At 70.4% G+C, this 21,643-nt stretch carries 23 protein-coding genes; 9 read left to right on the forward strand and 14 right to left on the reverse strand.

The window, feature by feature from the left end; translation table 11 throughout:
- Window positions 1-8: 8 nt before the first annotated feature.
- The 5 genes from FM051_RS17965 to FM051_RS17985 form a co-directional block, all read right to left on the reverse strand.
- Window positions 9-776, reverse strand: coding sequence for a zf-HC2 domain-containing protein (locus FM051_RS17965; RefSeq protein WP_158844445.1), 768 nt, complete (start codon window positions 774-776; stop codon window positions 9-11).
- Window positions 773-1,303, reverse strand: a complete 531-nt coding sequence (locus tag FM051_RS17970; protein WP_158844447.1) for an RNA polymerase sigma factor — start codon at window positions 1,301-1,303, stop codon at window positions 773-775. The genes FM051_RS17965 and FM051_RS17970 overlap by 4 nt, the downstream gene beginning before the upstream one ends.
- A gap of 55 nt (window positions 1,304-1,358) precedes the next feature.
- Window positions 1,359-1,937 (reverse strand): Fic/DOC family protein, encoded by a 579-nt coding sequence (locus FM051_RS17975; protein WP_158844449.1) that lies wholly within the window; start codon window positions 1,935-1,937, stop codon window positions 1,359-1,361.
- On the reverse strand, window positions 1,934-2,524 hold the full coding sequence (locus tag FM051_RS17980; protein WP_158844451.1) for a type II toxin-antitoxin system antitoxin SocA domain-containing protein: 591 nt from the start codon (window positions 2,522-2,524) through the stop codon (window positions 1,934-1,936). The genes FM051_RS17975 and FM051_RS17980 overlap by 4 nt, the downstream gene beginning before the upstream one ends.
- Window positions 2,525-2,591: 67 nt before the next feature.
- Window positions 2,592-3,101, reverse strand: coding sequence for an SMI1/KNR4 family protein (locus FM051_RS17985; protein ID WP_158844453.1), 510 nt, complete (start codon window positions 3,099-3,101; stop codon window positions 2,592-2,594).
- Window positions 3,102-3,286: 185 nt separating this feature from the next.
- On the opposite strand from FM051_RS17985, the gene FM051_RS17990 reads away from it, so the two are divergent.
- The 4 genes from FM051_RS17990 to FM051_RS18005 are packed head-to-tail and all read left to right on the forward strand — an operon-like array spanning window position 3,287 to window position 5,690.
- The gene (locus FM051_RS17990; protein ID WP_158844455.1) at window positions 3,287-3,610 is read left to right on the forward strand and encodes a hypothetical protein; all 324 of its coding nucleotides are present in this window, start codon (window positions 3,287-3,289) and stop codon (window positions 3,608-3,610) included.
- Window positions 3,611-3,650: 40 nt separating this feature from the next.
- The gene (locus tag FM051_RS17995; protein WP_238412468.1) at window positions 3,651-4,778 is read left to right on the forward strand and encodes a C40 family peptidase; all 1,128 of its coding nucleotides are present in this window, start codon (window positions 3,651-3,653) and stop codon (window positions 4,776-4,778) included.
- A 4-nt stretch (window positions 4,779-4,782) separates the two neighbouring features.
- On the forward strand, window positions 4,783-5,157 hold the full coding sequence (locus FM051_RS18000; protein ID WP_158844459.1) for a YbaB/EbfC family nucleoid-associated protein: 375 nt from the start codon (window positions 4,783-4,785) through the stop codon (window positions 5,155-5,157).
- Entirely contained in the window at window positions 5,154-5,690 is a 537-nt protein-coding gene (locus tag FM051_RS18005; RefSeq protein WP_158844461.1) for a YbaB/EbfC family nucleoid-associated protein, read from the forward strand. The genes FM051_RS18000 and FM051_RS18005 overlap by 4 nt, the downstream gene beginning before the upstream one ends.
- Before the next feature lie 142 nt (window positions 5,691-5,832).
- Here FM051_RS18005 and FM051_RS18010 read toward each other — a convergent pair whose 3' ends face one another.
- Entirely contained in the window at window positions 5,833-6,948 is a 1,116-nt protein-coding gene (locus FM051_RS18010; RefSeq protein WP_158844463.1) for an RNA-guided endonuclease InsQ/TnpB family protein, read from the reverse strand.
- A 25-nt stretch (window positions 6,949-6,973) separates the two neighbouring features.
- Between FM051_RS18010 and tnpA the strand changes: the two genes are divergently transcribed.
- A complete protein-coding gene (gene tnpA / locus FM051_RS18015) occupies window positions 6,974-7,390 on the forward strand; it encodes an IS200/IS605 family transposase (protein WP_158844465.1) in 417 nt (138 codons plus the stop codon).
- Between the two features lie 149 nt (window positions 7,391-7,539).
- Complete coding sequence (locus tag FM051_RS18020; protein WP_158844467.1) at window positions 7,540-8,748, forward strand: primosomal protein; 1,209 nt, start codon at window positions 7,540-7,542, stop codon at window positions 8,746-8,748.
- 94 nt (window positions 8,749-8,842) lie between these two features.
- Here FM051_RS18020 and FM051_RS18025 read toward each other — a convergent pair whose 3' ends face one another.
- Window positions 8,843-9,907 (reverse strand): adenosine deaminase, encoded by a 1,065-nt coding sequence (locus FM051_RS18025; RefSeq protein ID WP_158844469.1) that lies wholly within the window; start codon window positions 9,905-9,907, stop codon window positions 8,843-8,845.
- Window positions 9,908-10,304: 397 nt separating this feature from the next.
- On the opposite strand from FM051_RS18025, the gene FM051_RS18030 reads away from it, so the two are divergent.
- Window positions 10,305-11,516: a coiled-coil domain-containing protein gene (locus FM051_RS18030; protein WP_238412469.1), complete on the forward strand. Its 1,212-nt coding sequence runs from the start codon at window positions 10,305-10,307 to the stop codon at window positions 11,514-11,516.
- A 357-nt stretch (window positions 11,517-11,873) separates the two neighbouring features.
- On the opposite strand, the gene FM051_RS18035 is transcribed toward FM051_RS18030, so the two are convergent.
- From FM051_RS18035 to FM051_RS18060, 6 genes are all read right to left on the reverse strand, one after another.
- Complete coding sequence (locus FM051_RS18035) at window positions 11,874-13,148, reverse strand: thymidine phosphorylase (protein ID WP_158844475.1); 1,275 nt, start codon at window positions 13,146-13,148, stop codon at window positions 11,874-11,876.
- Window positions 13,145-13,540 (reverse strand): cytidine deaminase, encoded by a 396-nt coding sequence (locus FM051_RS18040; RefSeq protein WP_158844477.1) that lies wholly within the window; start codon window positions 13,538-13,540, stop codon window positions 13,145-13,147. Before FM051_RS18040 ends, FM051_RS18035 begins: the two co-directional genes overlap by 4 nt.
- The gene (locus FM051_RS18045; RefSeq protein WP_202918900.1) at window positions 13,533-14,798 is read right to left on the reverse strand and encodes an ABC transporter permease; all 1,266 of its coding nucleotides are present in this window, start codon (window positions 14,796-14,798) and stop codon (window positions 13,533-13,535) included. Before FM051_RS18045 ends, FM051_RS18040 begins: the two co-directional genes overlap by 8 nt.
- Window positions 14,795-15,865, reverse strand: coding sequence for an ABC transporter permease (locus FM051_RS18050; protein WP_158844479.1), 1,071 nt, complete (start codon window positions 15,863-15,865; stop codon window positions 14,795-14,797). Before FM051_RS18050 ends, FM051_RS18045 begins: the two co-directional genes overlap by 4 nt.
- Complete coding sequence (locus FM051_RS18055; protein ID WP_158844481.1) at window positions 15,865-17,439, reverse strand: ABC transporter ATP-binding protein; 1,575 nt, start codon at window positions 17,437-17,439, stop codon at window positions 15,865-15,867. The genes FM051_RS18050 and FM051_RS18055 overlap by 1 nt, the downstream gene beginning before the upstream one ends.
- A gap of 97 nt (window positions 17,440-17,536) precedes the next feature.
- Window positions 17,537-18,667, reverse strand: coding sequence for a BMP family lipoprotein (locus FM051_RS18060; RefSeq protein ID WP_158845315.1), 1,131 nt, complete (start codon window positions 18,665-18,667; stop codon window positions 17,537-17,539).
- Between the two features lie 368 nt (window positions 18,668-19,035).
- Here FM051_RS18060 and FM051_RS18065 point away from each other — a divergent pair, with 368 nt between their 5' ends.
- Window positions 19,036-19,554 (forward strand): YbaB/EbfC family nucleoid-associated protein, encoded by a 519-nt coding sequence (locus FM051_RS18065; protein WP_158844483.1) that lies wholly within the window; start codon window positions 19,036-19,038, stop codon window positions 19,552-19,554.
- A gap of 17 nt (window positions 19,555-19,571) precedes the next feature.
- The gene (locus FM051_RS18070) at window positions 19,572-21,266 is read left to right on the forward strand and encodes a WXG100 family type VII secretion target (protein WP_158844485.1); all 1,695 of its coding nucleotides are present in this window, start codon (window positions 19,572-19,574) and stop codon (window positions 21,264-21,266) included.
- On the opposite strand, the gene FM051_RS18075 is transcribed toward FM051_RS18070, so the two are convergent.
- A complete protein-coding gene (locus FM051_RS18075) occupies window positions 21,263-21,640 on the reverse strand; it encodes a hypothetical protein (protein ID WP_158844487.1) in 378 nt (125 codons plus the stop codon). The genes FM051_RS18070 and FM051_RS18075 overlap by 4 nt on opposite strands.
- Between the last annotated feature and the right edge of the window lie 3 nt (window positions 21,641-21,643).

Raw genomic sequence — 21,643 nt, forward strand, 5'->3', positions numbered from 1 at the left:
CCTCTCCATCACAGCCGCGCGTAGGCCGCGGACCGGAAGAACACGGCGGCGGCGCCCCCGACCAGCGCCGCCGCCCACAACGGCGCCGCGCCCGGCGCGAGCACGCCGGGCACACCGCCGAGCACCACCGCCGGACCGACCACCAGCACCGCCCACGTGGCGGTGGCGGCGATCGCGGCCCGGCGCACCCCGATCACGCCGCCGAGCGCGAGGGTCACCGAGGTGACGCCCAGGCACGGCAGCAGCCAGTACGCGGGTGACGCACCGGCCAGCCAGCCGCCCAGCAGCAACGCGGGCAGCACGACCACCAGCACCGCGAACGTCCGGCGCAACACGAGTTCCAGACCGGCCCGCGCAGTCGACACGACCAGCTCGTACGCCGGGTCCATGGCCCGCGACCAGGCCGCCGCCACACCCAGCACGGGCACGATCGGCGCGATCAGCAACACCGTGGACGTCACCGCGGCGGGCGCCAGTTCGTCCACCAACAGCGCCGCGAACACCACGAACGCCGTCATCGACAGCCACGGCAGGAACGACGGCACCGCCCACCGTGCGAACCGGCGATGTCCGCGCACCGGCGCACCGGTCGGCGCCAACCCCGCCCACACGGCCGATGTCAACGCCGTGACCTGCGGCGGAGCCACGTCGGCCAGCCGCAGCCGGCACAGCTCGCAGGTCTCCAGGTGCGCCTCGACCGCCCACAGCCGGTCCGGCGGCAGGTCGTCGCCCGCCGCGTAGCGGGCGATCAGCTCGGCGGACGCGTGCTCGCTCATGACAGTGCCTCCCGCATCGCGATCCGAGCCCGCCGAGCGCGGGTCTTGACGGTGCCCTCGGGCACCCCGAGCAGCACGGCGGTCTCCCGCACGGTCAGCCCGTCCAGCACCATCGCCTGGAGCACCTGCCGCAGTTCCGGTGCCAGGTCGCGCAACGCGCCGCCGACGTCGTCGCTCAACGCGCCCGCCAGCACCTCGTCCTCGGCGGCGGGCGAGGCCTCGGCCACCGGCAGCGGCCGGGCCTGGTGCGCACGGCGGCGGAACGCGTCGACCAGCCGGCGGACCGCGATCGTCCACAGCCACCCGACCGCCGTGCCGTCGACCGCCGCGCCCGCGAACGACCCCGCCGCCCGCCACACCGCCAGGTACGTCTCCTGCATGACCTCGGCGACGACCTGCTCGTCGGCGCACCGGCGGCGCAGGCGCACCGCCAGCCACGGCGACGTGCGCCGGTAGAGCTCCTCGAAGGCCGCGCGGTCGCCACGGGCGACCGCGCGGACCAGCTGCTCCTCGTTCACATCCGGCAAGACGACCGCTCCCCGAAAACGGTTCTCCGAATCGAGTGAGCTGCGTCACACCTCGTCAGGCGGGGCTCAGGACCGCGTCGAACAGGTCGCGCAGCGACTCGTTGGAGCTGGACATGCTCTCCCGGCACGCCTCGACGAACGCGGTCCGGTCCAGCGAGTGCACGGCGACCCGCCACCCCGCCTCGCGCGCCAGCTGCCGGAAGAACGCGCGCTGCGTGCGCCCGTTGCCTTCCCGGAACGGGTGAATGGCGTTGACCTCGGCGAAGTAGTGCGTGAACCGGTCCAGGAACGGATCGCGCTCCAGGTCGCGGAGGTAGCGCTCCTTCTTCAGCTCGTCGAACAGCCAGTGCGCGTAGGGCTCGATCTGCCGCCACGCGGCGAACGTCGCCGACCGCGCGATGTTGACCCGCCGGACCTCACCCGCCCACGGGTAGAAGTCGCCGAAGATGCGCCGGTGGAACGCCTGCAAGTGGGCCAGGTCGTAGAGGCCGGGCAGCGGTGCCAGCGCGAGCTGCTCGACGCGCATCGTGCTCAGCCGCGCCTCGGCGTAATCGCATTCCTGTTGGTCTGTCAGGCCCAAGGTGTTGCGCAGGACACCGGATACCGGGTCCAGGTATGGATCTTCAGAACTCACGGGCGGCGCAGTGCCTCGAGCTCTCTGGCGATCGCCTCGTCCGCGGTCAACTCGCCCGCCGCGACCGCCCGCATGGTCGCCACCACGTCGTCCGGGACGTCCAAGCCCTCCAGCCGGGCGCTGCCCACGGCCTCCGCGACCGCTTCCTCCGGCCCACTGGTCAACCTGCGGAAGTAGCGGGCCATCACACCGTGCGAGAGCGGCTCGCTGCTCGGCTCCGTCTCGGGCAGGTCACCCCGTGCCGCCCGCCACGGCTCCTCGTCGTGCGCCATGTCGCTCAGCTCGTGCCGGCTGAAGTGCCCGTACCGCTCGACCACCGACCGCACGACCCCGTACTCCCGCGCGCTCAACCCGCGCGGATCGCCCTCTTCCCAGGCACACACCTCGGACTGGCCCTGGTGGCGGAAGTAGATCTCGGGCACGACCGGACCTCGCCGCCACGCCTCGATCGGGGCGTCGAACAGCGGCTTGTCGTACTCGGCCAGGTGCCACGCCTGCGTGTAGTACAGGAGCTTCTGCAACTTCATCGGCGACTCGGGACCGGTGGCGTCGAGCACGGCCGCGGCCACGTCGTGGACGTCCGCCATACTGCCTCCAATGAGTGCGCTGAGCTGCGACAACTCAGTTTACCGGAAGATCCGGGGGTGCTGGTCGTCAGTTGGTGCACCAGCCCAGCCGGCCGTCCGTGGTGACCAGCGGCTCGCAGTGGCCGAGCCGGCTGCGGTGCTCCAGGGCCGTGGCGACCTCGTCCAGCATCTCGTCCAGGCTGGTCCACTCGGGCTTCAGCATCTCGCCCGCCTCCCGGTCCCACTCGACCACGCACCCGGACAGCACACCCGGCCGCAGGTCGACCGCCAACGCGTCACCGCACCCGTCGAACGCGATCGGCAGCCACATCGGGTGGAAGCCGACCGTCGGCGTGCCCGCCTCCGAGTTCAGCTCCGCCGGCCAGAACCGCTCCTTCAGCCGCCACGACCGCAGCGCGTTGGACGGGCCGAGCGGCGTGTAGAACGGCGGCAGCACTTCGGCGAACGCCAAATCCGCGGTGCCACCGCACACGGCCCACCACGCGCGCAGGTCGTCCGGCGGCGCGAGCCCGGTGGCGTCCGCCAGCGCCTCGACCGCGGCGCCGTCCTCGGGGGGCACGAACGCCGATCCGGTCAAGGGGGCGTGGTGGTCCAGCCACGCCGCAATCCGTTCCCAATGGCGCAAAACACCCACAGACACATGATCAGGTGACGACACCGGGCGTGGTACCGCCCATCGGGGCAGGATCTGGCCGAACGCCGCACAACCCGGTTGCGGATGGGGCAGGATCGCCGTCGCACGGCACCAAAAGGGGGACGAGGGTGGAACGGGGTTTCGGCGTCGACACCGCGGCGCTGTCGGCGTACGGCAGCACGGCTTCGGCTCTGGCGAGCGAGGTCGGCGCGGTCGGCACGTCCACGTTGGCGGGCACGACGTCGTTGGCCGCGGGCAGTTTCGGCAAGATCGGGGACGAGGTCGGGTTGGGCGCGGCGTTCCAGCGCGCGGCACAGGCCCAAGTGGACGGTGTGGCCGCGGCGTCGGCCGGGTTGTCCGCGTTCGCCACCGCCGTGCGGAAGACCGGCGAGGCGTACGTCGAGCAGGAGGCGCGGAACAGCGCCGACCTCCACCGAGCGTCCCGGGCCTGACGTGGACGTCGGCGGTTTCCTGGCGGCTCTGGTCCAGCCGATGAAGGACCACTTGGCCAAGCTCGAGGGCGACACCGGCGGCGCGACGGGCGCGGCGGAGAAGTTCGGGCGGGCGTCCTCGGCGTTGACCGAGATCGACGGCAGGCACACGGGTGCGGCGAACTCCGCGCTGGGCGACTGGTACGGCGAGCGGGCGAACGCGTTCCAGGCTCGCGTGTCGACGTTCTCCGGCGGCGTGAGCACGTTGGCGCGCAACGCCACGACCACCCAGCAGGCGGCCACCACCGCGGTCGACGCGGTGAACTCCGGCAAGACCGCGATCCAGGGCCTGATCGACGAGTTCACCGGCTGGGCGTGGCCCCGGTTGGCGGCGGCCGTGGCGGCGGGGGTGTTCGGCGGGATCGGCGCGGTGCTCGCGGTGGCGGCGGAGGTGACCGCCAAGGCCCGCGAGTACGAGGGCAAGACCGGCCAGGAGTTGGAGCGGGTCCGCACCGAGCTGACCGACGTGGTCACCCGGTTGCAGGGGTTGCAGCAGCCGGACTTCGCCGGGCTCGGCGACCCGTTGGGCGCGGAGAGCGGTGGCACCACGTCGACCTCGTCCGCGAGTGGCGACGGCGGGAACCAGTCCTCTTCTTCCGGCGGCAGCGGTGGCAGCGGCGGAGGCAGTGGCAGCGGTGGTGGTGGAGGCGGCGGTAGTGGCGGCGGAGGTGGTGGAGGCGGCGGCGGTGCGGTCGGGCCACGTCTGCCGGTGGCCATCCCGCCGCAGCCCGGCACCGGCGTTGGCGTGAACCTGCCGGACGGCAGCTCCGCCGAAGCGCCCAACGAGACCGCCGCACGGGCGGTGCGCAACGCGTTGTCCGCCTTGGGCACCCCGTACGTGTGGGGCGGCGCGAACCCGCCGCAGGGCACGGACTGCAGCGGCCTGACCCAGTGGGCGTACGGGGGCGCCGGGTTCGACATCCCGCGGCCCGCGTCGTCGCAGGCCATGGGCGCGTCCGTGCCGTCGGACCAGTTGCTGCCCGGCGACCTGGTGGTGTGGGACGGGCACGTGGCCATGGTGATCGGCAACGGGCAGATGGTGGAGGCGGGCGACCCGGTGCAGGTGAACCCGATCCGCACGAGCAACAGCGGCATGGGTTTCATGGGCTTCTACCGACCGACGGGCTGAGGACGTGGACGAGACGGAGCGGGCGGCCAGGCGGGTCGCCGACACCGAGCGGCAGGTTTCCGAGCACGTGGCGCGCACCGGCCCGGTGCTCGGCCGGGCGTCGTCCCCGGACGGCGCGGTCACGGTCGTGGCCGTGCCCGGCGGCCCGCCGCAGGAAGTGCGGATTTCGCCCGCGGCGTTGAACATGGGACCGCGGGCGTTGGCGGACGAGATCCTGCGCGTGTCGGCACGCGCTGCCCGGGACGCCGCCTCGCGGATGCACCGGACGTTGGAACGCGTGGCCGATCCGGCGGCGGTGCGGGCGTTGACCGAGATCGGCTTCGAACGCGGTCCGGACGACGACGACTTCGACGGCTCGTACCTGAGGAGTTCGCGGTGACGCAGGAGCAACGACTCGCGGCGGCCGAGGGCCTGACCGAGGTCCTGGCCCGCACGACCGGCACGGCCGAGCACCCCACCCGCCTGGCCCGCGCCACCGCGACCGCGACGGGTGAGCTGAAATCGCTCGACCTGCACCCGAACGCGTTGGCGCAGGGACCGGACGCGGTCGGCAGGCTGGTCGTGGAGACGGCGCGGCTGGCGACGGACGCGGCCGTGCAGACGAGCTACAACGAGTTGGCCAAATCGCTGGGCGACAGCATGGCCATGGCGGTGGAGGCCTTCGCCGGCCCGCCACCCCTCAACACCGCACCGGCGGTCGACACCTCCGCACCCCGACCTCCCGTCACACCGCCCGTCGCGCAGCGGCAGCCCGGTGAACAGGGCTGGTCCGGAGCGCAGCAGCGGGCGGCCACACCGTCCGCACCACCGTGGGCCGGGCAGCGGCCGAACCGCCCCGCACCCCGTCCGGAACCCGCGGAAACGGACGACGACGACTACTTCGCCGACCCTTTCCGTGGTCAACGGCGTTGACGTCCTCCCCATCCTGGCGGACGAGGATTCCTGCCGCGCCTGGTGACGCGGGTGTCGCGCCGCCGGGTCGCCTCGGCGGGTTCCTGCTTCATCGCCCTGCGCCTCCCGGTGGGGGTGGTCTTACCTGGGCTCAGCAGGCGTTTTACCTGTCCGCCCGTCCGGCGGCCAGGATGTTGCGTGCCGCGTTGACGTCCCGGTCGTGAACCGCGCCGCAGGAGCAGGTCCACGACCGGACGTCCAGCGGGAGTTTCGCGCCGATCGCGCCACAGGCCGAGCACATGCGGGTGGAGGGGAACCACCGGTCGATCCGGGCGAAGGTGCGGCCGTGCCGGACGGCCTTGTACTCCAACATCGACACGAACGCCGACCATCCGGCGTCGTGCACGCTCTTGGCCAGCCGCGTGCGCGCGAGACCGGACACCGCGAGGTCTTCCACGTACACCGCTTGGTTGTCGCGGATGATCGTGGAGGACAGCTTGTGGTGCCAGTCCCGGCGCATGTCGGCCACGCGGGCGTGTGCCCGCGCGACCTTCACCCGGGCCTTGGCCCGGTTGGCCGACCCCTTCGCTTTGCGCGACAGCGCTTTCTGCACTTTGCGCAGCCTGCGTGCAGCGCCGCGCAGGAACCGGGGTGCGGCGGTCTTCGTGCCGTCGGAGAGCACCGCGTAGGAGGTCAGGCCCAGGTCGATCCCGGTCTCCTGCCCGACAGGAGGAAGCGGCGCGTCGCCGGCCTGGACGACGAACGAGGCGAAGTACCGGTCCGCTGCGTCCTTGACGACCGTGACCGAGGACGGGTCCGAGGGCAGATCCCGCGACCAGCGGACCCGCAGGTCCCCGATCTTCGGCAGCCGCAACCGTCCGTTGTCCAGAACCCGGAACCGGGCGTTGGCGGTGAACCGGATGGCCTGCCGGTTGTCCTTGCGGGACCGGAACCTCGGCGGCCCGACCCGCCGTCCCTCGCGCTTTCCGGACAGCGACTTGAAGAAGTTCCGGTACGCGGTGTTCAGGTCCGCCAGTGCCTGTTGCAGCACCACCGCCGACACCTCGGACAGCCACGCCCGCTCCGGGGTGGTCTTGGCGCTGGTGATCACCTGCTCGGACAGCTCGCCGTCCGTGACGTACGGCAGTCCGGCTTCCCGAGCGGCCTGGCGTGCGCGCAACCCGTCGTTGAACACCACCCGCGCGCACCCGAACGCACGGGCCAACGCGATCCGCTGGCCCGGCGTCGGGTCGACGCGGAAGTTGTACCGCAGCTGCACAGCCTAACCCTATACGGTTGGTTTTATGACCGATCCCGAGGGTATTCGCACAGGTAGACACTGTGTTTCCGTGCTTCACACACACTTGGTCTTCGTGACGAAGTACCGGCACGAGGTGTTCAGCGACCGGCACCTGACCCGGCTGGAAGAGATCATGCAGGCGGTCTGCGCCGACTTCGAGTGCGACCTGGTCAAGTTCAACGGCGAGCCCACCCACACGCACCTGCTGGTGAACTTCCCGCCCAAGGTCGCGATCTCGAAGCTGGTCAACAGCCTCAAGGGCGTCTCGTCCCGCAGGATGCGACAGGAGTTCCCCGAACTGGCCCGGCACTACTGGCGGGCACGACAACTGTGGTCCGGGTCGTACTTCGCCGGATCGGTCGACGGCCCTCCGACCAGCGTGCTGCACCAGTACATCGAACAGCAGAACCGTCCGGTCTAGGGCACGCTTGGTCGTGACCGGCTTCCCGCGTGCGGGCCTTCACCACCGGGCTGAGGCCCGGCACACTGGCCCGCGTCCTGGTAGCAGGTGATCGACCCCGTACTCTTGCCCCCGCATCGCAAAGGGGCATGGCGTGACCGGGAGGTCGGATGGCACAGGACATCGTCCCGATCGAGCTGGGGCTCACTCAGGGTGATGTGGTCACCCTGTGGGCTCCCCGCTGGCGGGAAGAGGGCGAGGAGTGGGAGGCATTCCTCGGCCACGAGGAGGACCTGTACGCCTTCCCGGATGCCGCGCACCTGGCGGCGTTCGTGCGCAAGGCCGAAGAGCACGACCTGACCGACCACCCGGCGTGGCACGTGGTGCCGGCGTTGTCGGTCGGTGAGCTGTCGCCCGACGACAACCACCAGTTCGACCTGGTCGGCGTGCCCGAGCTGGTCGCCGAGGAGCCCGACACCTGGGTCATCGGCGAGCTGGCCGACGTGGTCTCGATCGTGCGGTCGCTGGCGGACGTGTGCGACCTGGAGAAGGTGCACGAGGTCCTGGACTCGGCGGAGGGCTTCGCGCTGCTGCCGCAGGGCACGCTGCCGTTCACCGGCCGCGAGGGCCAGGCGCTGTGGACCGAGATCGCCGAGGTCGTCTCCGAGAAGTGGGACGAGGTGCTGGACGCGATCGACGGGGTCGTGACCACGCCGGAGGTCGACGAGACCGCGCTCAAGGCCGCGCAGGACGAGCTGGCCGCGTTCGAGGAGGCCAACGCCGTGGCGGCGGACTCCGAGGACGAGGACGAAGAGGGCGACGACGAGCCGGTCGGCTTCTGGGGCGAGGTCGGCATCGACCCGATCAAGATCATCAGTGGCGCGGGCGAGTACTACACGCTGCGCTGCTACCTGGACGACCAGCCGGTGTTCCTCGGCCGCAAGGGCAAGATCGACGTGTTCGGCTCGCCGCGCGCGTTGGCCCGGTTCATCGTCGAGGCCGACGACAACGACCTGGCCGAGGTGTCGACCTGGGGCGAGCTGGTCACCAAGGCGACCGGCGGTGACCTGGAGGTCCAGGTCGACCCGGACAACGTCTACGTGCTCACCGGCCTGGACGAGGACATCGCCGACGGCCCGGACGCGGTCGACCCGACGCAGCTCGACCTGGTGGTGGAGCTGCTGGAGGACGCGGGCGAGTGGGCGCACGACGACACCGTGAAGGTGGCGCTCAACCAGTCCGAGCGGCTGGGGTGGCTGGTGTCGTACGTGCTCAAGCCCGACCCCACCCGGCTGGCGCCCAGCGCGCCGTTCGACGACGAGCAGGTGGCGTGGCGGAACCTGGTGGCGTCGTTCGAGGACCGGCTCAAGGTCCACTAGTCCACCAGTCGGCCGCCGGAACGCGTCGGCCGTTGAAACGTGAAGGTCGCGGGCCCCGTCGGAGCCCGCGACCTTTGCTCTACCGGCTCGGGTTCTACTGCTGGAGGGCGGCGTACGCGGGCTCGATCACGTCCTGGATCAGGGCGCGGCGCTCGTCGTGCGAGATGAACGCGGCCTTGGCGGCGTTGACGGTGAACTTGCGCAGGTCGTCCCAGTCGAAGCCGAAGTGCTCGACCACGGTGGCGAACTCACCGGTCATCGACACCTGGCTCATCAGCCGGTTGTCGGTGTTCACGGTGACCCGGAAGCCCAGCTCGGCCAGCCGCTTGATCGGGTGCTCGGCCAGCGACGGCACCGCGCCGGTGTGCACGTTCGACGTCGGGCACATCTCCAGCGCGATGCGCCGGTCCCGCACGTACGCGGCGAGCTGCCCGACCTCGTCGCCCTTGATGTCCTCGGCCAGTCGCACGCCGTGGCCCAGGCGCTCGGCGCCCGCGAGCTGCACGGCCTCCCAGGCCGACTCCGCGCCCGCCGCCTCGGCGGCGTGGATGGTGAAGTGCGCGTTCTGCCGGCGCAGGTACTCGAACGCGGACAGCTCCTTGCTGGGCGGGAACCCGGCCTCCGGGCCCGCGATGTCGAAGCCGACCACGCCCGCGTCCCGGTAGCGGACCACCAGGTCGGCGATGCGCTGCCAGCCGTCGTTCTGGCGCATCGCGCACAGCAGCGTGCGGACCTTGATGCGGCCGGCGGACGCGGCCTCGCCCTGGCGGAAGCCCTCCTGCACGGCCTCGACGGCCTGCTCCAGGCTCAGGTCCTTCTCGGTGAACAGCTCCGGGGCGTAGCGGATCTCGGCGTAGACGACGCCGTCGTCGGCCAGGTCCTGCACGGCTTCGGAGGCGACGCGCACCAGCGCGGCCTCGTCCTGCATGACGCCGCAGGTGTGCGCGAAGCCTTCGAGGTAGCGGACCAGCGAGCCGGAGTTGGCGTTGTCGCGGAACCAGGTGCCCAGCGCGACGGGGTCGGTGGTGGGCAGGCCCTGGTGGCCACAGGCTTCGGCGAGTTCGATCACCGTCTGAGGGCGGAGGCCACCGTCGAGGTGGTCGTGCAGCAGCACCTTGGGCGCGCTGCGGAGGGCCTCCTGGCTAAGCGGGGTCGGCATGGTCGTCACCGTATACCCGTGACACGCCGGGTCGGTCCGCCAACTAATGATCTTGCTACGGTATGATCACCCAGGAGTTACCTGGTGTGTCCGGAACCACTCACTCGAGTGGCTCTTTCGCCGTTGTGCAGTCGTGATGCAGAACTTTCCGCTACCGCCACCCGAGCTTTAGTCACTCACACGGCGGATGCTCACGGGACGCAGTCATAGGCCCGCTGCGGGTTACGTTGAGGTAGGGTCGGCCGGTGTCACTCCAACGGAGTACACGCAAGGTCGAGACAGGCGGTCCCCGCCGGGGGGTGCTACTGCCCGCCGCCCCAACCTGGTTAGGCTCCCGGAGGTCTCCCCTCCCCTGGACGAAGGCACCCGAGCCGTGAACGAGAACAACAACTCCACGATGTCCTTCGATCGGATGCGCAACATGCTGACGCGCGCCGCGGAGATCCGTGAGAGCGAACAGCAGCAGATCTTCGACGCACTGGACGAGATCCACGCGCGGATGTCCCCGCTCGAGTCGCTGGGTTCCGTTCGCAAGCGCCTGTCCGAGCTGCCCGACCGGACCGAGGTCAGCGTGCTGGCCGAGCGGCTGGACGAGGCGCTGGCCAGGCTGGAGGCGCAGGACAACGCGGTCCAGGGCATCGGGCGGGCCGTCGAGGGCCTGGTCGACAAGCTGGCCAAGCCGTTCGCGCAGCTCGACGGTCGGCTCGACGGAGTGGCGGGCCGGTTCGAGGGCGTCGCCGGGCGGATGGACGGCCTGGAGGACAAGCTCTCCCACATCCACAAGCGCCTCGACGACCTCGACGGCCACCTGGACAAGCAGGACGGCAAGGTCGAGCAGGTGCCCGGCGCGGTGACGGGGCCGCTGCGCGAGCGCATCGAGGCGTTGGAGGCCGCGCTGCGCGGTCGTCTGGACGAGGTCGACGAGGGCGTCCACGAGCACCTGGACGGCACGCGTGAGGCGTTGCAGCGTTCGGTGACGGACTCGACCAACAACCTGCACGGCAGGCTGGACGAGACCCGCGACAACCTCAACAGCACCCGCGACGGCCTGCACGCGTCGCTCACCGAGACCCGCGACTCGCTCGCCTCGTCGTTGGCGGACACCCGCAGCACGATGACGGGCAAGCTGGACGAGGCCCGCGAGGCGCTGCACGCGGCGCTGGACGAGACCCGCGACCAGGTCGACGCGACGGACCGGCTGGAGGCGCTGGCGCAGCGCTTGGAGCAGGTCACGTCCCGCCTCGACACCATGACCACGCGCCTCGACTCGGTCGAGGACGACTTCGCGGCCCGCCTCGGCGAGCTGTCCGGTGTGGTGGAGCAGGGCATCGCCAAGGTCGAGGGCACCCTGTCCACGCGGCCGGACACCGACTCGCTGGCCGGCCTGGTGCGCAAGAGCAACCAGGAGTCCGAGCTGCGCATCGGCGGCCAGCTGGACGAGGCCATGGCCACCTTCGCGGAGCTGATCCTCGGCGGCGGCTCCCCCACCCCGCCCCCGCCGCCCACCGCCCTGCCCCGGCCGCAGCGGCGGACCCGGAAGAACGGGCCGACGAAGTCGAGCGACAACCGCAACGTGGACGACGACGACCTGGCCGCCGAAGGCGCCTGATCACGTACACGGATCACGTACGCGGATCACGTACACCGATAGGCCCGGCCCGCTTCCCGCGGACCGGGCCTTTTCGTTACGCCCTCAACTCTTTCCGGTAACGCGCCGCCGAGAGCCGATGGCCACCTCGTTGGACACCGCGAACTTGCCGGTTCCACACGCGCCAAAATCTTCCGGTCATTCTGCGGCGCGTCGATGGTCTTTCGGTTCCAACGCACTCGACCGACAGATTCGCGGTGTCTCACCAGCAGGTTCGCCGTGGCGCCCGCACATGCTTTGCAGGGCTCCCCGCCTGGGGAACCCCTGCTTTTATTCTGCCGGCGGGGTCTGACAATTCCGGTGGGAGAACGTGGGAACTCAGCCCCGGATGGTGTCGATGACCAGGGGGCCGCGTGGCGGTGGGGCTTCGCCCACCTCGTAACCGCCGGCCAGGGTGTCGAGCGCGGCGGGTACGGCGTCCGGGGTGTCGGTGTACAGCTCCAGCAGCGGCTGGCCCTTCGCCACCCGGTCGCCCGGCTTCGCGAGGCACAGGATTCCGGCACCAGCCTGCACCGGGTCCTCCTTGCGGGCACGACCCGCACCCAGGCGCCACGCCGCCACACCTACCGCGTAGGCGTCCAACGCGGTCAGGTAGCCGTCCTCCGGAGCGGTGACGACGTGTTTGTGCCGGCCCACGGGAAGCGGAGCGTCCGGGTCGCCGCCCTGGGCGCTGATCATCCGCGCCCACGTCTCGTACGCCTCACCGGACGCCAGGACGTCACGGGGCGAAGCGGAGATGCCCGCACGGGACAGCATTTCCTCCGCCAGGGCCACGGTCAGCTCGACCACGTCCGCCGGACCGCCGCCGCGCAGCACCTCGACCGACTCCGCGACCTCGACCGCGTTCCCGACCGCCCGCCCCAACGGCACCGACATGTCCGTCAACAGAGCACTGATCTTCAGACCGTGGTCGACGCCGATCGACACCAAGGCCGACGCCAGAGCCCGCGCCTGTTCCAAGGACTTCATGAACGCCCCGGAGCCGACCTTCACGTCCAGCACCAGCGCCTCGGCGCCCTCCGCGATCTTCTTCGACATGATCGAAGACGCGATCAACGGGATCGACTCGACGGTCGCCGTCACGTCGCGCAACGCGTAGAGCTTCTTGTCCGCCGGCGCGAGACCCGAAGTGGCCGCGCAGATCACGGCGCCGACGGACCGCAGCTGCGCGGTCACCTCCGCCACCGACAACTGCGCCCGCCACCCCGGGACGGACTCCAGCTTGTCCAGCGTCCCCCCGGTGTGCCCGAGCCCGCGCCCGGACAACTGGGGCACCGCCGCACCACAAGCCGCCACCAGCGGGGCCAACGGGAGGGTGATCTTGTCGCCCACCCCGCCCGTCGAGTGCTTGTCCACGGTGGGCCGGCCGACGTCCAGCGTCAGCCGCTCACCGGACCGCACCATGGCCCGCGTCCACCGCGCCGTCTCGGCCGAGTCCATGCCGTTCAGGAAGATCGCCATGGCCAACGCCGACATCTGCTCGTCCGCCACCACCCCACGGGTGTAGGCGTCCACGACCCAGTCGATCTGTGAATCCGACAGCCGAAAACCGTCGCGCTTGGCCCGGATCACGTCCACGGCGATGTGAGTCACGGCAGGTCCTCCGGCCCGAAAGCGTCGGGCAGCACCGAGGTCATCGGCCGCACCCCGGCCGGCGTGTCGATCAGGCACGCCCCACCGCCCAACTCGTAGATCACCTGACGGCACCGCCCGCACGGCATCAGCAGCTCGCCCGAACCGCTCCGGCACGCCAGCGCGACGAGTTTCCCGCCGCCGGTCAGGAAGAACTGACCCGCCAACGTGCACTCGGCGCACAGCCCGACGCCGTAGGCGGCGTTCTCGACGTTGCAGCCGACCACGACCCGCCCGTCGTCGCACACCGCCGCCGCGCCCACCCGCAACCCGGAGTACGGGCAGTAGGCGGCCTGCGCGGCCTCGACGGCGCGCGCACGCAGCAGCTCCCAATCGACCACGACATCAACCACGGCGGTACACCACACCGTCGGCCGCGGGCATGCGCAATCGTTGGGACGCGACCGCGAGCACGATCAACGTCACCAGGTGCGGCGCGTAGGTGGTCAGCTCGCTCGGCACCTCGTCCACCGAGTAGTACACCGCGTACAGGACGCCGGCGGCCAGGATGCCGGACGCCGCGGCGAACCAGCGACGGCGCACCAACTGCCAGATCACGATCACGACCAGCAGCAGCACCGCGCCGTAGACCAGGGCGAGGAACGTCTTGCCGCCCGACCGCAGCTGCAACCCGTCGGCGTACCCGAACAGGGCCGCACCGCCGAGCAGCCCACCGGGCCGCCAGTTGCCGAAGATCATCGCGGCCAGGCCGATGAACCCGCGCCCGTTGGTCTGGCCCTCCAGGTACCCGGGCTGACCGGGGTTGAGCACCAGCGCGGCGCCACCGATACCGGCCAGCGCGCCGGACGAGATCACCGCGACGTACTTGTACCAGTAGACGTTGACGCCCAACGACTCCGCGGCCACCGGGTTCTCGCCGCACGACCGCAGCCGCAACCCGAACCGGGTCCGCCACAGCACCAGGTAGCTGCCGATCACCAGCAGGACGGCCAGCATCGTCAACGGCGACACACCGGTGACGAGCCCGCGCAGGATGCCGGCGACGTCGGACAACCCGACCCGCTGCTGCGCCTCCAACTCGCCCAGCCAGTCCGACAACCCGGCGGCCGAGTAAGTGTCGAACTTCGGCACCGAGGGCGACTCGCGCGGGTTGTTCGACAGCGGGAAGAAGATCAGCGTGGACAGGTACTTGGTGAGACCGGCCCCGAGCAGGTTGATCGCCACACCGGACACGATGTGGTTCACCCCGAACGTCACGGTCGCGATCGCGTGCAGCAACCCGCCCAGCGCGCCGAACACGGCGGCCGACACCAGCGCCGCCCACGGGCCCCACTGGTACCCGGCCCACGCCGCGCCCCAGGTGCCCATGATCATCATGCCTTCGAGGCCGATGTTCACCACGCCCGCGCGTTCCGCCCACAGGCCGCCCAGCGCGGCCAGCAGGATCGGCAACGCCAACCGCACCGCGGTCTGGATGGTGCCGGTGGACGTCAGCTGCGGCACACCGGTCAGGTACGACGTGGTGGACAGCAGCACCACCGCGCCGGCCACACCGAGGGCGCCGACGGCCCAACCGGGGATCCGGCGCGTCTTGCGAGGCGGCGGAACAGCCAGCGGAGCCTCGGCGGGGTTCATCAACGAAGTGCTCATGCCGCATCCACCGTTCCGAGCTGCCGGCCGACCTGCCGCTGCTGCGCGGCCAGTTCGAACCGGCGGACCACCTCGTAGGCGACGACGACCGACAGCACGATCGCCCCCTGCATGATCGTCACGATCTCCCGCGGCACCTGCACGTTGTCCAGCGCCAGACCGGACTTGTCCAGGAACGCCCACAGCACCGCGGCGAACGCGATGCCGCCGGGGTGGTTGCGACCGAGCAGCGCGATCGCGATGCCGGAGAAGCCGATACCGGCGGGGAAGTTCAGGTTGTACGTGTGGTCGCGGCCCAGGATCTCGGGCATCGACACCAGACCGGCGATGGCGCCGGACAGCAGCATCGCGATCAGCACCATCTTCTTGGCGTTCACGCCACCCGCGGCGGCGGCCGTGGCCGATTCGCCGGACGCGCGCAGCTCGAAGCCGAACCGGGTGCGGTTCATCATCACCCAGTAGCCGACGCCGAGCAGCGCGGCCAGGAACACCAGGCCGAACACCGTGCCGGACGAGCCGAACGAGATGCCGGGCACCCAGCCGCTCTCCGGGATCTCCGGGGTGCGGATGTTGTTGCCGCGCAGTTCGCCGAACACGTCCGAGCCGATCAGGTACGCCGCGAGACCGAGCGCCAGGCCGTTCATCATGATCGTCGAGATGACCTCGTTGACGCCGCGCGTCACCTTGAGGATCGCCGGGACCGCCGCCCACAGGGCGCCCGCGACCGCGGCCGTCAGGATGATCACCAGGGCGTGCAGGCCGGGCGGCAGCGCGATGGAGCCGCCGACCACGGCCGCGACGACCGCCGCGACCCGGTACTGGCCCTCGACGCCGATGTTGAACAGGTTCATCTGGAACCCGATCGCCACCGCGAGCGCCGCGATGTAGTACGTGCCGGTGCTGTTGATGATGTCCACCGCGGTGGTGCCTTCACCGACCTGCGACAACATCACCCCGAACGCCCGCAGCGGGTTCGCGCCGGACACCACCAGCGCGATACCGCACAGCAGGGCGGAGAACAGGATCGCCAGCACGGGCGGCAGGAGCTTGCCGCGCAAGATTCCCATTACTCGCCTTCCGATTCCGACGCCTTCGCGGCGCCAGGGGCGTGCTCGGCGACGGCGGCGCTCGTGGCGCCCGCGCCGGTCATCGCACTGCCGAGGTCTTCCGGGGTGACCGTGGCCGGGTCGGCGTCCGCGACCAGCCGACCGCGCAGCATCACCCGGATGGTGTCGGACAGGCCGATCAGCTCGTCCAGGTCCGCCGAGATCAGCAGCACGGCCAGGCCGCGCGCGCGGGCGTTCTTGATCTCGTCCCAGATCAACGCCTGCGCGCCGACGTCGACGCCGCGCGTCGGGTGCGACGCGATGAGCAGCACCGGGTCACCGGACAGCTCGCGGCCCACCACGAGCTTCTGCTGGTTGCCGCCGGACAGCGCGACGGCGGCCACGTCGATACCGGGCGTGCGCACGTCGAACTCGTCGACGATGCGCCGCGTGTCCTTCTTCGCGCCCGCGAGGTCCAGCCACTGGCCCTTCGACACCGGGCCTCGGGTCTGGTGGCCGAGGATCCGGTTGGCCCACAGCGGCTGTTCGAGCAGCAGGCCCTGGCGGTGCCGGTCCTCGGGGATGTAGCCGATGCCGGCTTCGCGCCGCGCCAGCGTGCCCAGCCTGGTCACGTCCTTGTCGCCGAGCAGTACGCGACCGTGGTGCGCCTTGCGGATGCCCATGACCGTCTCGACCAGCTCGGTCTGGCCGTTGCCCTCGACGCCCGCGATGCCGACGATCTCGCCCGCCCGCACCACCAGGTCGATGTCGTCCAGCACCGGTCGGGTGCCTTCCGCCGCGACCAGGCCCAGGTTCTCCACCCTCAGCACGACGCGGTCGGTGACGGTGGACTCGCGGGTCTCCGGGCTGGGCAGCTCGCTGCCGACCATCATCTCGGCCAGCTGGCGGGAGCTGACCGCCTTGGGGTCCGCGGTGCCGACCGTGGTGCCGCGGCGGATGACCGTGACGGAGTCCGCGATCGCGCGCACCTCGTCCAGCTTGTGCGAGATGAACAGGAAGGTGAAGCCCTGCTCCCGCATACCGCGCAGGGTGGCGAACAGCTCGTCCACCTCCTGCGGCACGAGAACCGCGGTCGGCTCGTCCAGGATGATCACCTTGGCGCCGCGGTAGAGGACCTTCAGGATCTCGACGCGCTGCCGGTCGGCCACGCCGAGGCGTTCGACCAGCACACCGGGGTCGACGGTCAGGCCGGTGGCCTTCGCCAACTCCAGGATGCGCTTGCGGGCCTTGCCGCCGATGCCGTGCAGCGACTCGGCGCCGAGCACGACGTTCTCCTGCACGGTCAGGTTGTCGGCGAGCATGAAGTGCTGGTGCACCATGCCGATGCCGGCCTTGATCGCGTCGGCCGGCGTGCGGAACCGGACCTGCTTGCCCGCCACCTCGATGGTGCCCTCGTCGGGCTGCTGCATCCCGTACAGGATCTTCATCAGGGTGGACTTGCCCGCGCCGTTCTCACCGCACAGCGCGTGCACCTCGCCGACCTGGACGCTGAGGTGCACGTCGCTGTTGGCGACGACACCCGGGAAGCGCTTGGTGATGCCCGACAGGACGACGGCAGGGGTGGTAGTGCTCATGGAAGCTCCGTCTGATCTCCGGCTGCGCCGGGGCTAACCACGCACTGGGCCCCGCGAGTGTGCTCGCAGGGCCCAGTGCGCCGGAGGCCGGATGGGGTTACGGCTTGTCGCTGACCTTGATCTTGCCCGCGATGATCTGGGCCTTGTAGCCCTCGAGGACGCCCTGCAGCTCGGCGTCGATCTTGCCGCCCGAGGTGGCGTAGCCGACGCCGTCAACGGACAGGTCGAACGCCTTGGGCAGGCTGGCCAGGTCGTTCTTCGCGACCGCACCGACGAAGTCGTACACCGCGACGTCGACCCGCTTGAGCATCGACGAGATGATGACGTCCTTGGACTCCTCGACCGTCTTCTGGTTGTACTGGTCGGAGTCGACGCCGATCGCCTTCACGCCGGCCGTCTTCGCGGCGGAGAACACGCCCTTACCGGACGCGCCCGCGGCGTGGTACAGCACGTCGGCGCCCGCCTCGATCTGGCCGGTCGCGACCTCCTGGCCCTTGGTCGGGTCCTGGAAGCCGGTGAAGTCGCCCGCCGGGGTCAGGTACTTCTCTTCGATCTTGATGTCCGGCGCGGCGGCCTTGGCGCCCTGCTCGAAGCCCGCCTGGAACTTCTGGATCAGCGGGATCTCCACACCGCCGACGAAGCCCACGTGGCAGGCCTTGGACTGGTAGGCGGCGATGACGCCGGCCAGGAAGGAGCCCTGCTCCTCCGCGAACACCAGCGGCGTCACGTTCGCCGCGCCGTCCACCACGCCGTCCACGATGGCGAACTTGACGTTCGGGAACTCCGGCGCCACGACCTTCAGCGACTCGGCGTAGGCGAAGCCGACCCCGATGATCGGGTTGAAGCCCTCGCCCGCGAGCTGGCGCAGACGGGTCAGCTTGGCGTCCTCCGCCTCGTTGGGCGCGGCGGTCAGCTCCTTCACGTTCTCCGGCTTGATGCCGAAGTCGGCCTTGGCCTTGTCCAGGCCGGCCGCGGCGGAGTCGTTGAACGACGCGTCACCACGACCGCCGATGTCGTAGGCCAGACCCACCTTCAGCGCGCTGCCGTCGACCTTCTGGTCCGACGCGGCGGCGCTGGACGTCGCGGCGGCTGCCGGCGGCTTGTCGGCCAGCTTGCAGCCCTCGGCGGTGTTGGTCGAGCCCGGCTGGGTCCCACCGGTGTCCTTGGCACAGGCGGCCATCGACAGAACGCTGGTCAGCGCGATCGCGGCCACCGCGAGGCCACGCATTCGACGACGCACGGCTCGTCTCCCTCCCTGCTCATCTAGGAGCAGACAAATCCCGACGACACGCGTCAGGGCTTCCGAGTGGCGAACCGTACCCCGTAGTAATGACAGGCGCGCACGGACCGGTCCGCCGTGACCTAATCGTTGGTGCCACCGGGCGACTCCGCCACTCGTAGTGATCCACTGATCTCTCGGCGTATAGCCGGTTACGCAGTGTCAATACGCGATCCGGGTGACGTCGTTGTTTCGGGAATGCGACGTCAAAGGATTCGCCGGCCTCGGGGGTTAGCCCGTTGGTGAGGCGTTGGGCCGGCGTTGGCGGCCTCCGGTGCACTCCAGGCTGCACCGGTATCCATCCCAGGAGGTTGACCTTGGACCCCCAGCAGTGGCTCGACAACTTCGAGGCCAAGCTGGCCGATCTCCAGCGGAAGTCGGCGGACCTCCAGGAGAACTTCGAGAACTCCCAGGCCACGGCGTCCAGCCCGGACGGTGCGGTGACGATCACCGTCGGCCCGAACGGCGGCCTGCTGAACATCCAGCTCGGCCACCGCGCGACCGAACTCGGCTCGGCCCGCCTCACCGCCCTGATCATGCAGACGGCCAAGGTCGCGCAGAAGCAGGCGGCGCAGAACGTGATGGCCGCGTTCGAACCGCTCGGTGAGGGCACCGAGGCCATGCAGATGGTCAGCGACGCCATCCCGGACGACGAGCCCGAGGACGGCGAGCAGCCCAAGGACGACAGCGCGTACGCGGAGTACTACGCCGAACCCGTGCCGGAGCCCGTGCGCCCCGCCGTGCCGACGCCCAGCCCGCAGGTGCAGATGCCGACGCGGCCGGTGCGCGGTTCGCGTCCGGGCGACGACGAGGACGACGAAAACCAGCCCTGGTGACGAGGAGAGCCTGAACGATGACCGCCCCCGATACCCCGATCTCCTCGCCCCCGGGCATGGAGATCACCGAGAAGAACAAGTTCAAGGGCTCCATGTTCATCTCGGCCTGGGACGAGATGATCACCACGATCGGCAAGGACGCGGAGACCGAGACCGAGAAGGCGCTGGACATCACGTTCGCCGCCATCGGCACGGCGTCGTCCATGGCGATGCTCGCGGTCGACCCGTTCGGCACGATCCTCGGCGCGGGCATCGGCTGGCTCATCGAGCACGTGTCGTTCCTCAAGGAACCGCTCGACCAGCTCATGGGCGACCCGGACGAGATCGAGGCCAACGTCGAGGCGACCAAGGCGCAGGCCGCCGAGCTGCGGGTGCTGGCCGAGGACCACCGGAGCGGCCTGGCCACGTTCGACGGGTGGAGCGGCGCGTCGTCCGAGGCGTTCAAGGCCAACATGGACACGATGGGCCAGGAGCTGGACTCACTGGCCAACGCAGTCGAGCAGAAGGCCAAGATCGTCGCGATCTGCGGTGTGCTGGTGTCGGTGCTGCGCGACATCGTGCGCGACCTGATCGCCCAGCTGCTCGGCTCGCTGCTGGCGGGCGCCCTGATCGCCGCCGCGAGCGCGTTCATCACCTTCGGCGCCTCGATCGTGGCGTACATCGGCTTCGCGACCGGCAAGGCCGTGGCGCTGGGCGTCAACATCTCGTCCCGGATCGCGCGGCTGACCGCCGCCCTGGCCCGCCAGATGGGCCGGATCAAGAACCTGGACGAGATCACCGAGAACGTCGGCAAGGGCTGGAACCGGTTCGAGAACGTCGCCGACGTGGCCGAGGTCGGCTACGAGTCGTGGAAGGCGCAGGAGGGCGTCGATCGCAAGATCGACAAGGCGTTGGCCGAAGACGAGAAGAGCGACGCGGAGAACGCCAAGATCACCGAGGCCAACAACAAGGCCGAGGAAGCCAACAAGAAGTACACCGAGGCCAAGGCGGCCGAGACCAAGGCCTCCGAGGAGGCCCAGAAGGCCAACGAGGAGCTGAACACCGCCTCCCAGAAGGCGAGCAGCGCCAACGACCGGGCCAACGCGTTCGCCAAGGAGGCCGAAGCCGCCGCCGCGCGTGGCGACCAGGCCGGGTTCGACGCCGCGAACGCCAAGTTCGAGGCGGCCAAGGCGGACGCGGACGCGGCCCGTTCCGAGGCGGCGCGTGCGGCGGAGAAGGTGGCGGCGGAGAGCCGTGACGTCGCCGAGGCGGCCAAGGCCAGCAACGAGGCGTTGAACGCGGCCAAGCCCGCCGACGAAGCCGCGCAGGCCGCGTACGACGAGTACAAGAGCAACAACCCCGGCACGGACGACCCGGCGCGCACCTCCGCCGAGAACGACATGTCGGCGAAGAACGACGCGGCGAAGGCGGCGAACGCGAAGTACGAGCAGGCGAACGTCGACTTCACGGCGGCCAACGCGGCGGCGGCCGAGGCCAACGCCAAGGCGTTCGCGTCCGGCAGCGACGCGGACATCAAGGCCGCCGAGGAGGCGTCGCGCAAGGCCGAGCAGGTGGGCAACTCCGTCCAGCAGGCGGCGGACGAGGCGAAGTCGGCGGGTGAGGCGGCGAAGTCGAGCTACGACTCGTTCCAGTCGCAGTACTCGCAGGATTCGCAGCAGGGTTCGCAGCAGGGTTCGGGCTCGCGGGAGTCCACCGGTTCCGTCCAGGTCTAGTAGAGCTCCGGAGAAATAGCCATGGCACGCGGTGGTGGTGGAGTCGAGTCCAACCCGGGTTCCTCGGGCAACCCGTCCTCGTCACCGCCACCACCGCCGTCACCACCGCCCTCACCGGGCGGGCCGACCGGTAACACCGGCTTCGGCATGAGCGAGTCGTCCATGCAGGGCCTGCAGAACAAGGCAGGCGACTTCCAGTCCCGGTTGGCGGCGATCTCCAGCGGACTGCAGGGGTTGAAGCTGGCGCCCAACGCGTTGGGGCCGATCGGGATCGCCGCGGTGCCCGCGTTGAACAACTCCAACGACGCGTCGGTGAAGCAGGCGAACAACGCGTCGACCGCCATGGGCAACGTGCAGTCGGGCTTGAAGGCCACGGT

This window comes from Saccharothrix deserti (assembly GCF_009769385.1).
Classification (GTDB): domain Bacteria; phylum Actinomycetota; class Actinomycetes; order Mycobacteriales; family Pseudonocardiaceae; genus Actinosynnema; species Actinosynnema deserti.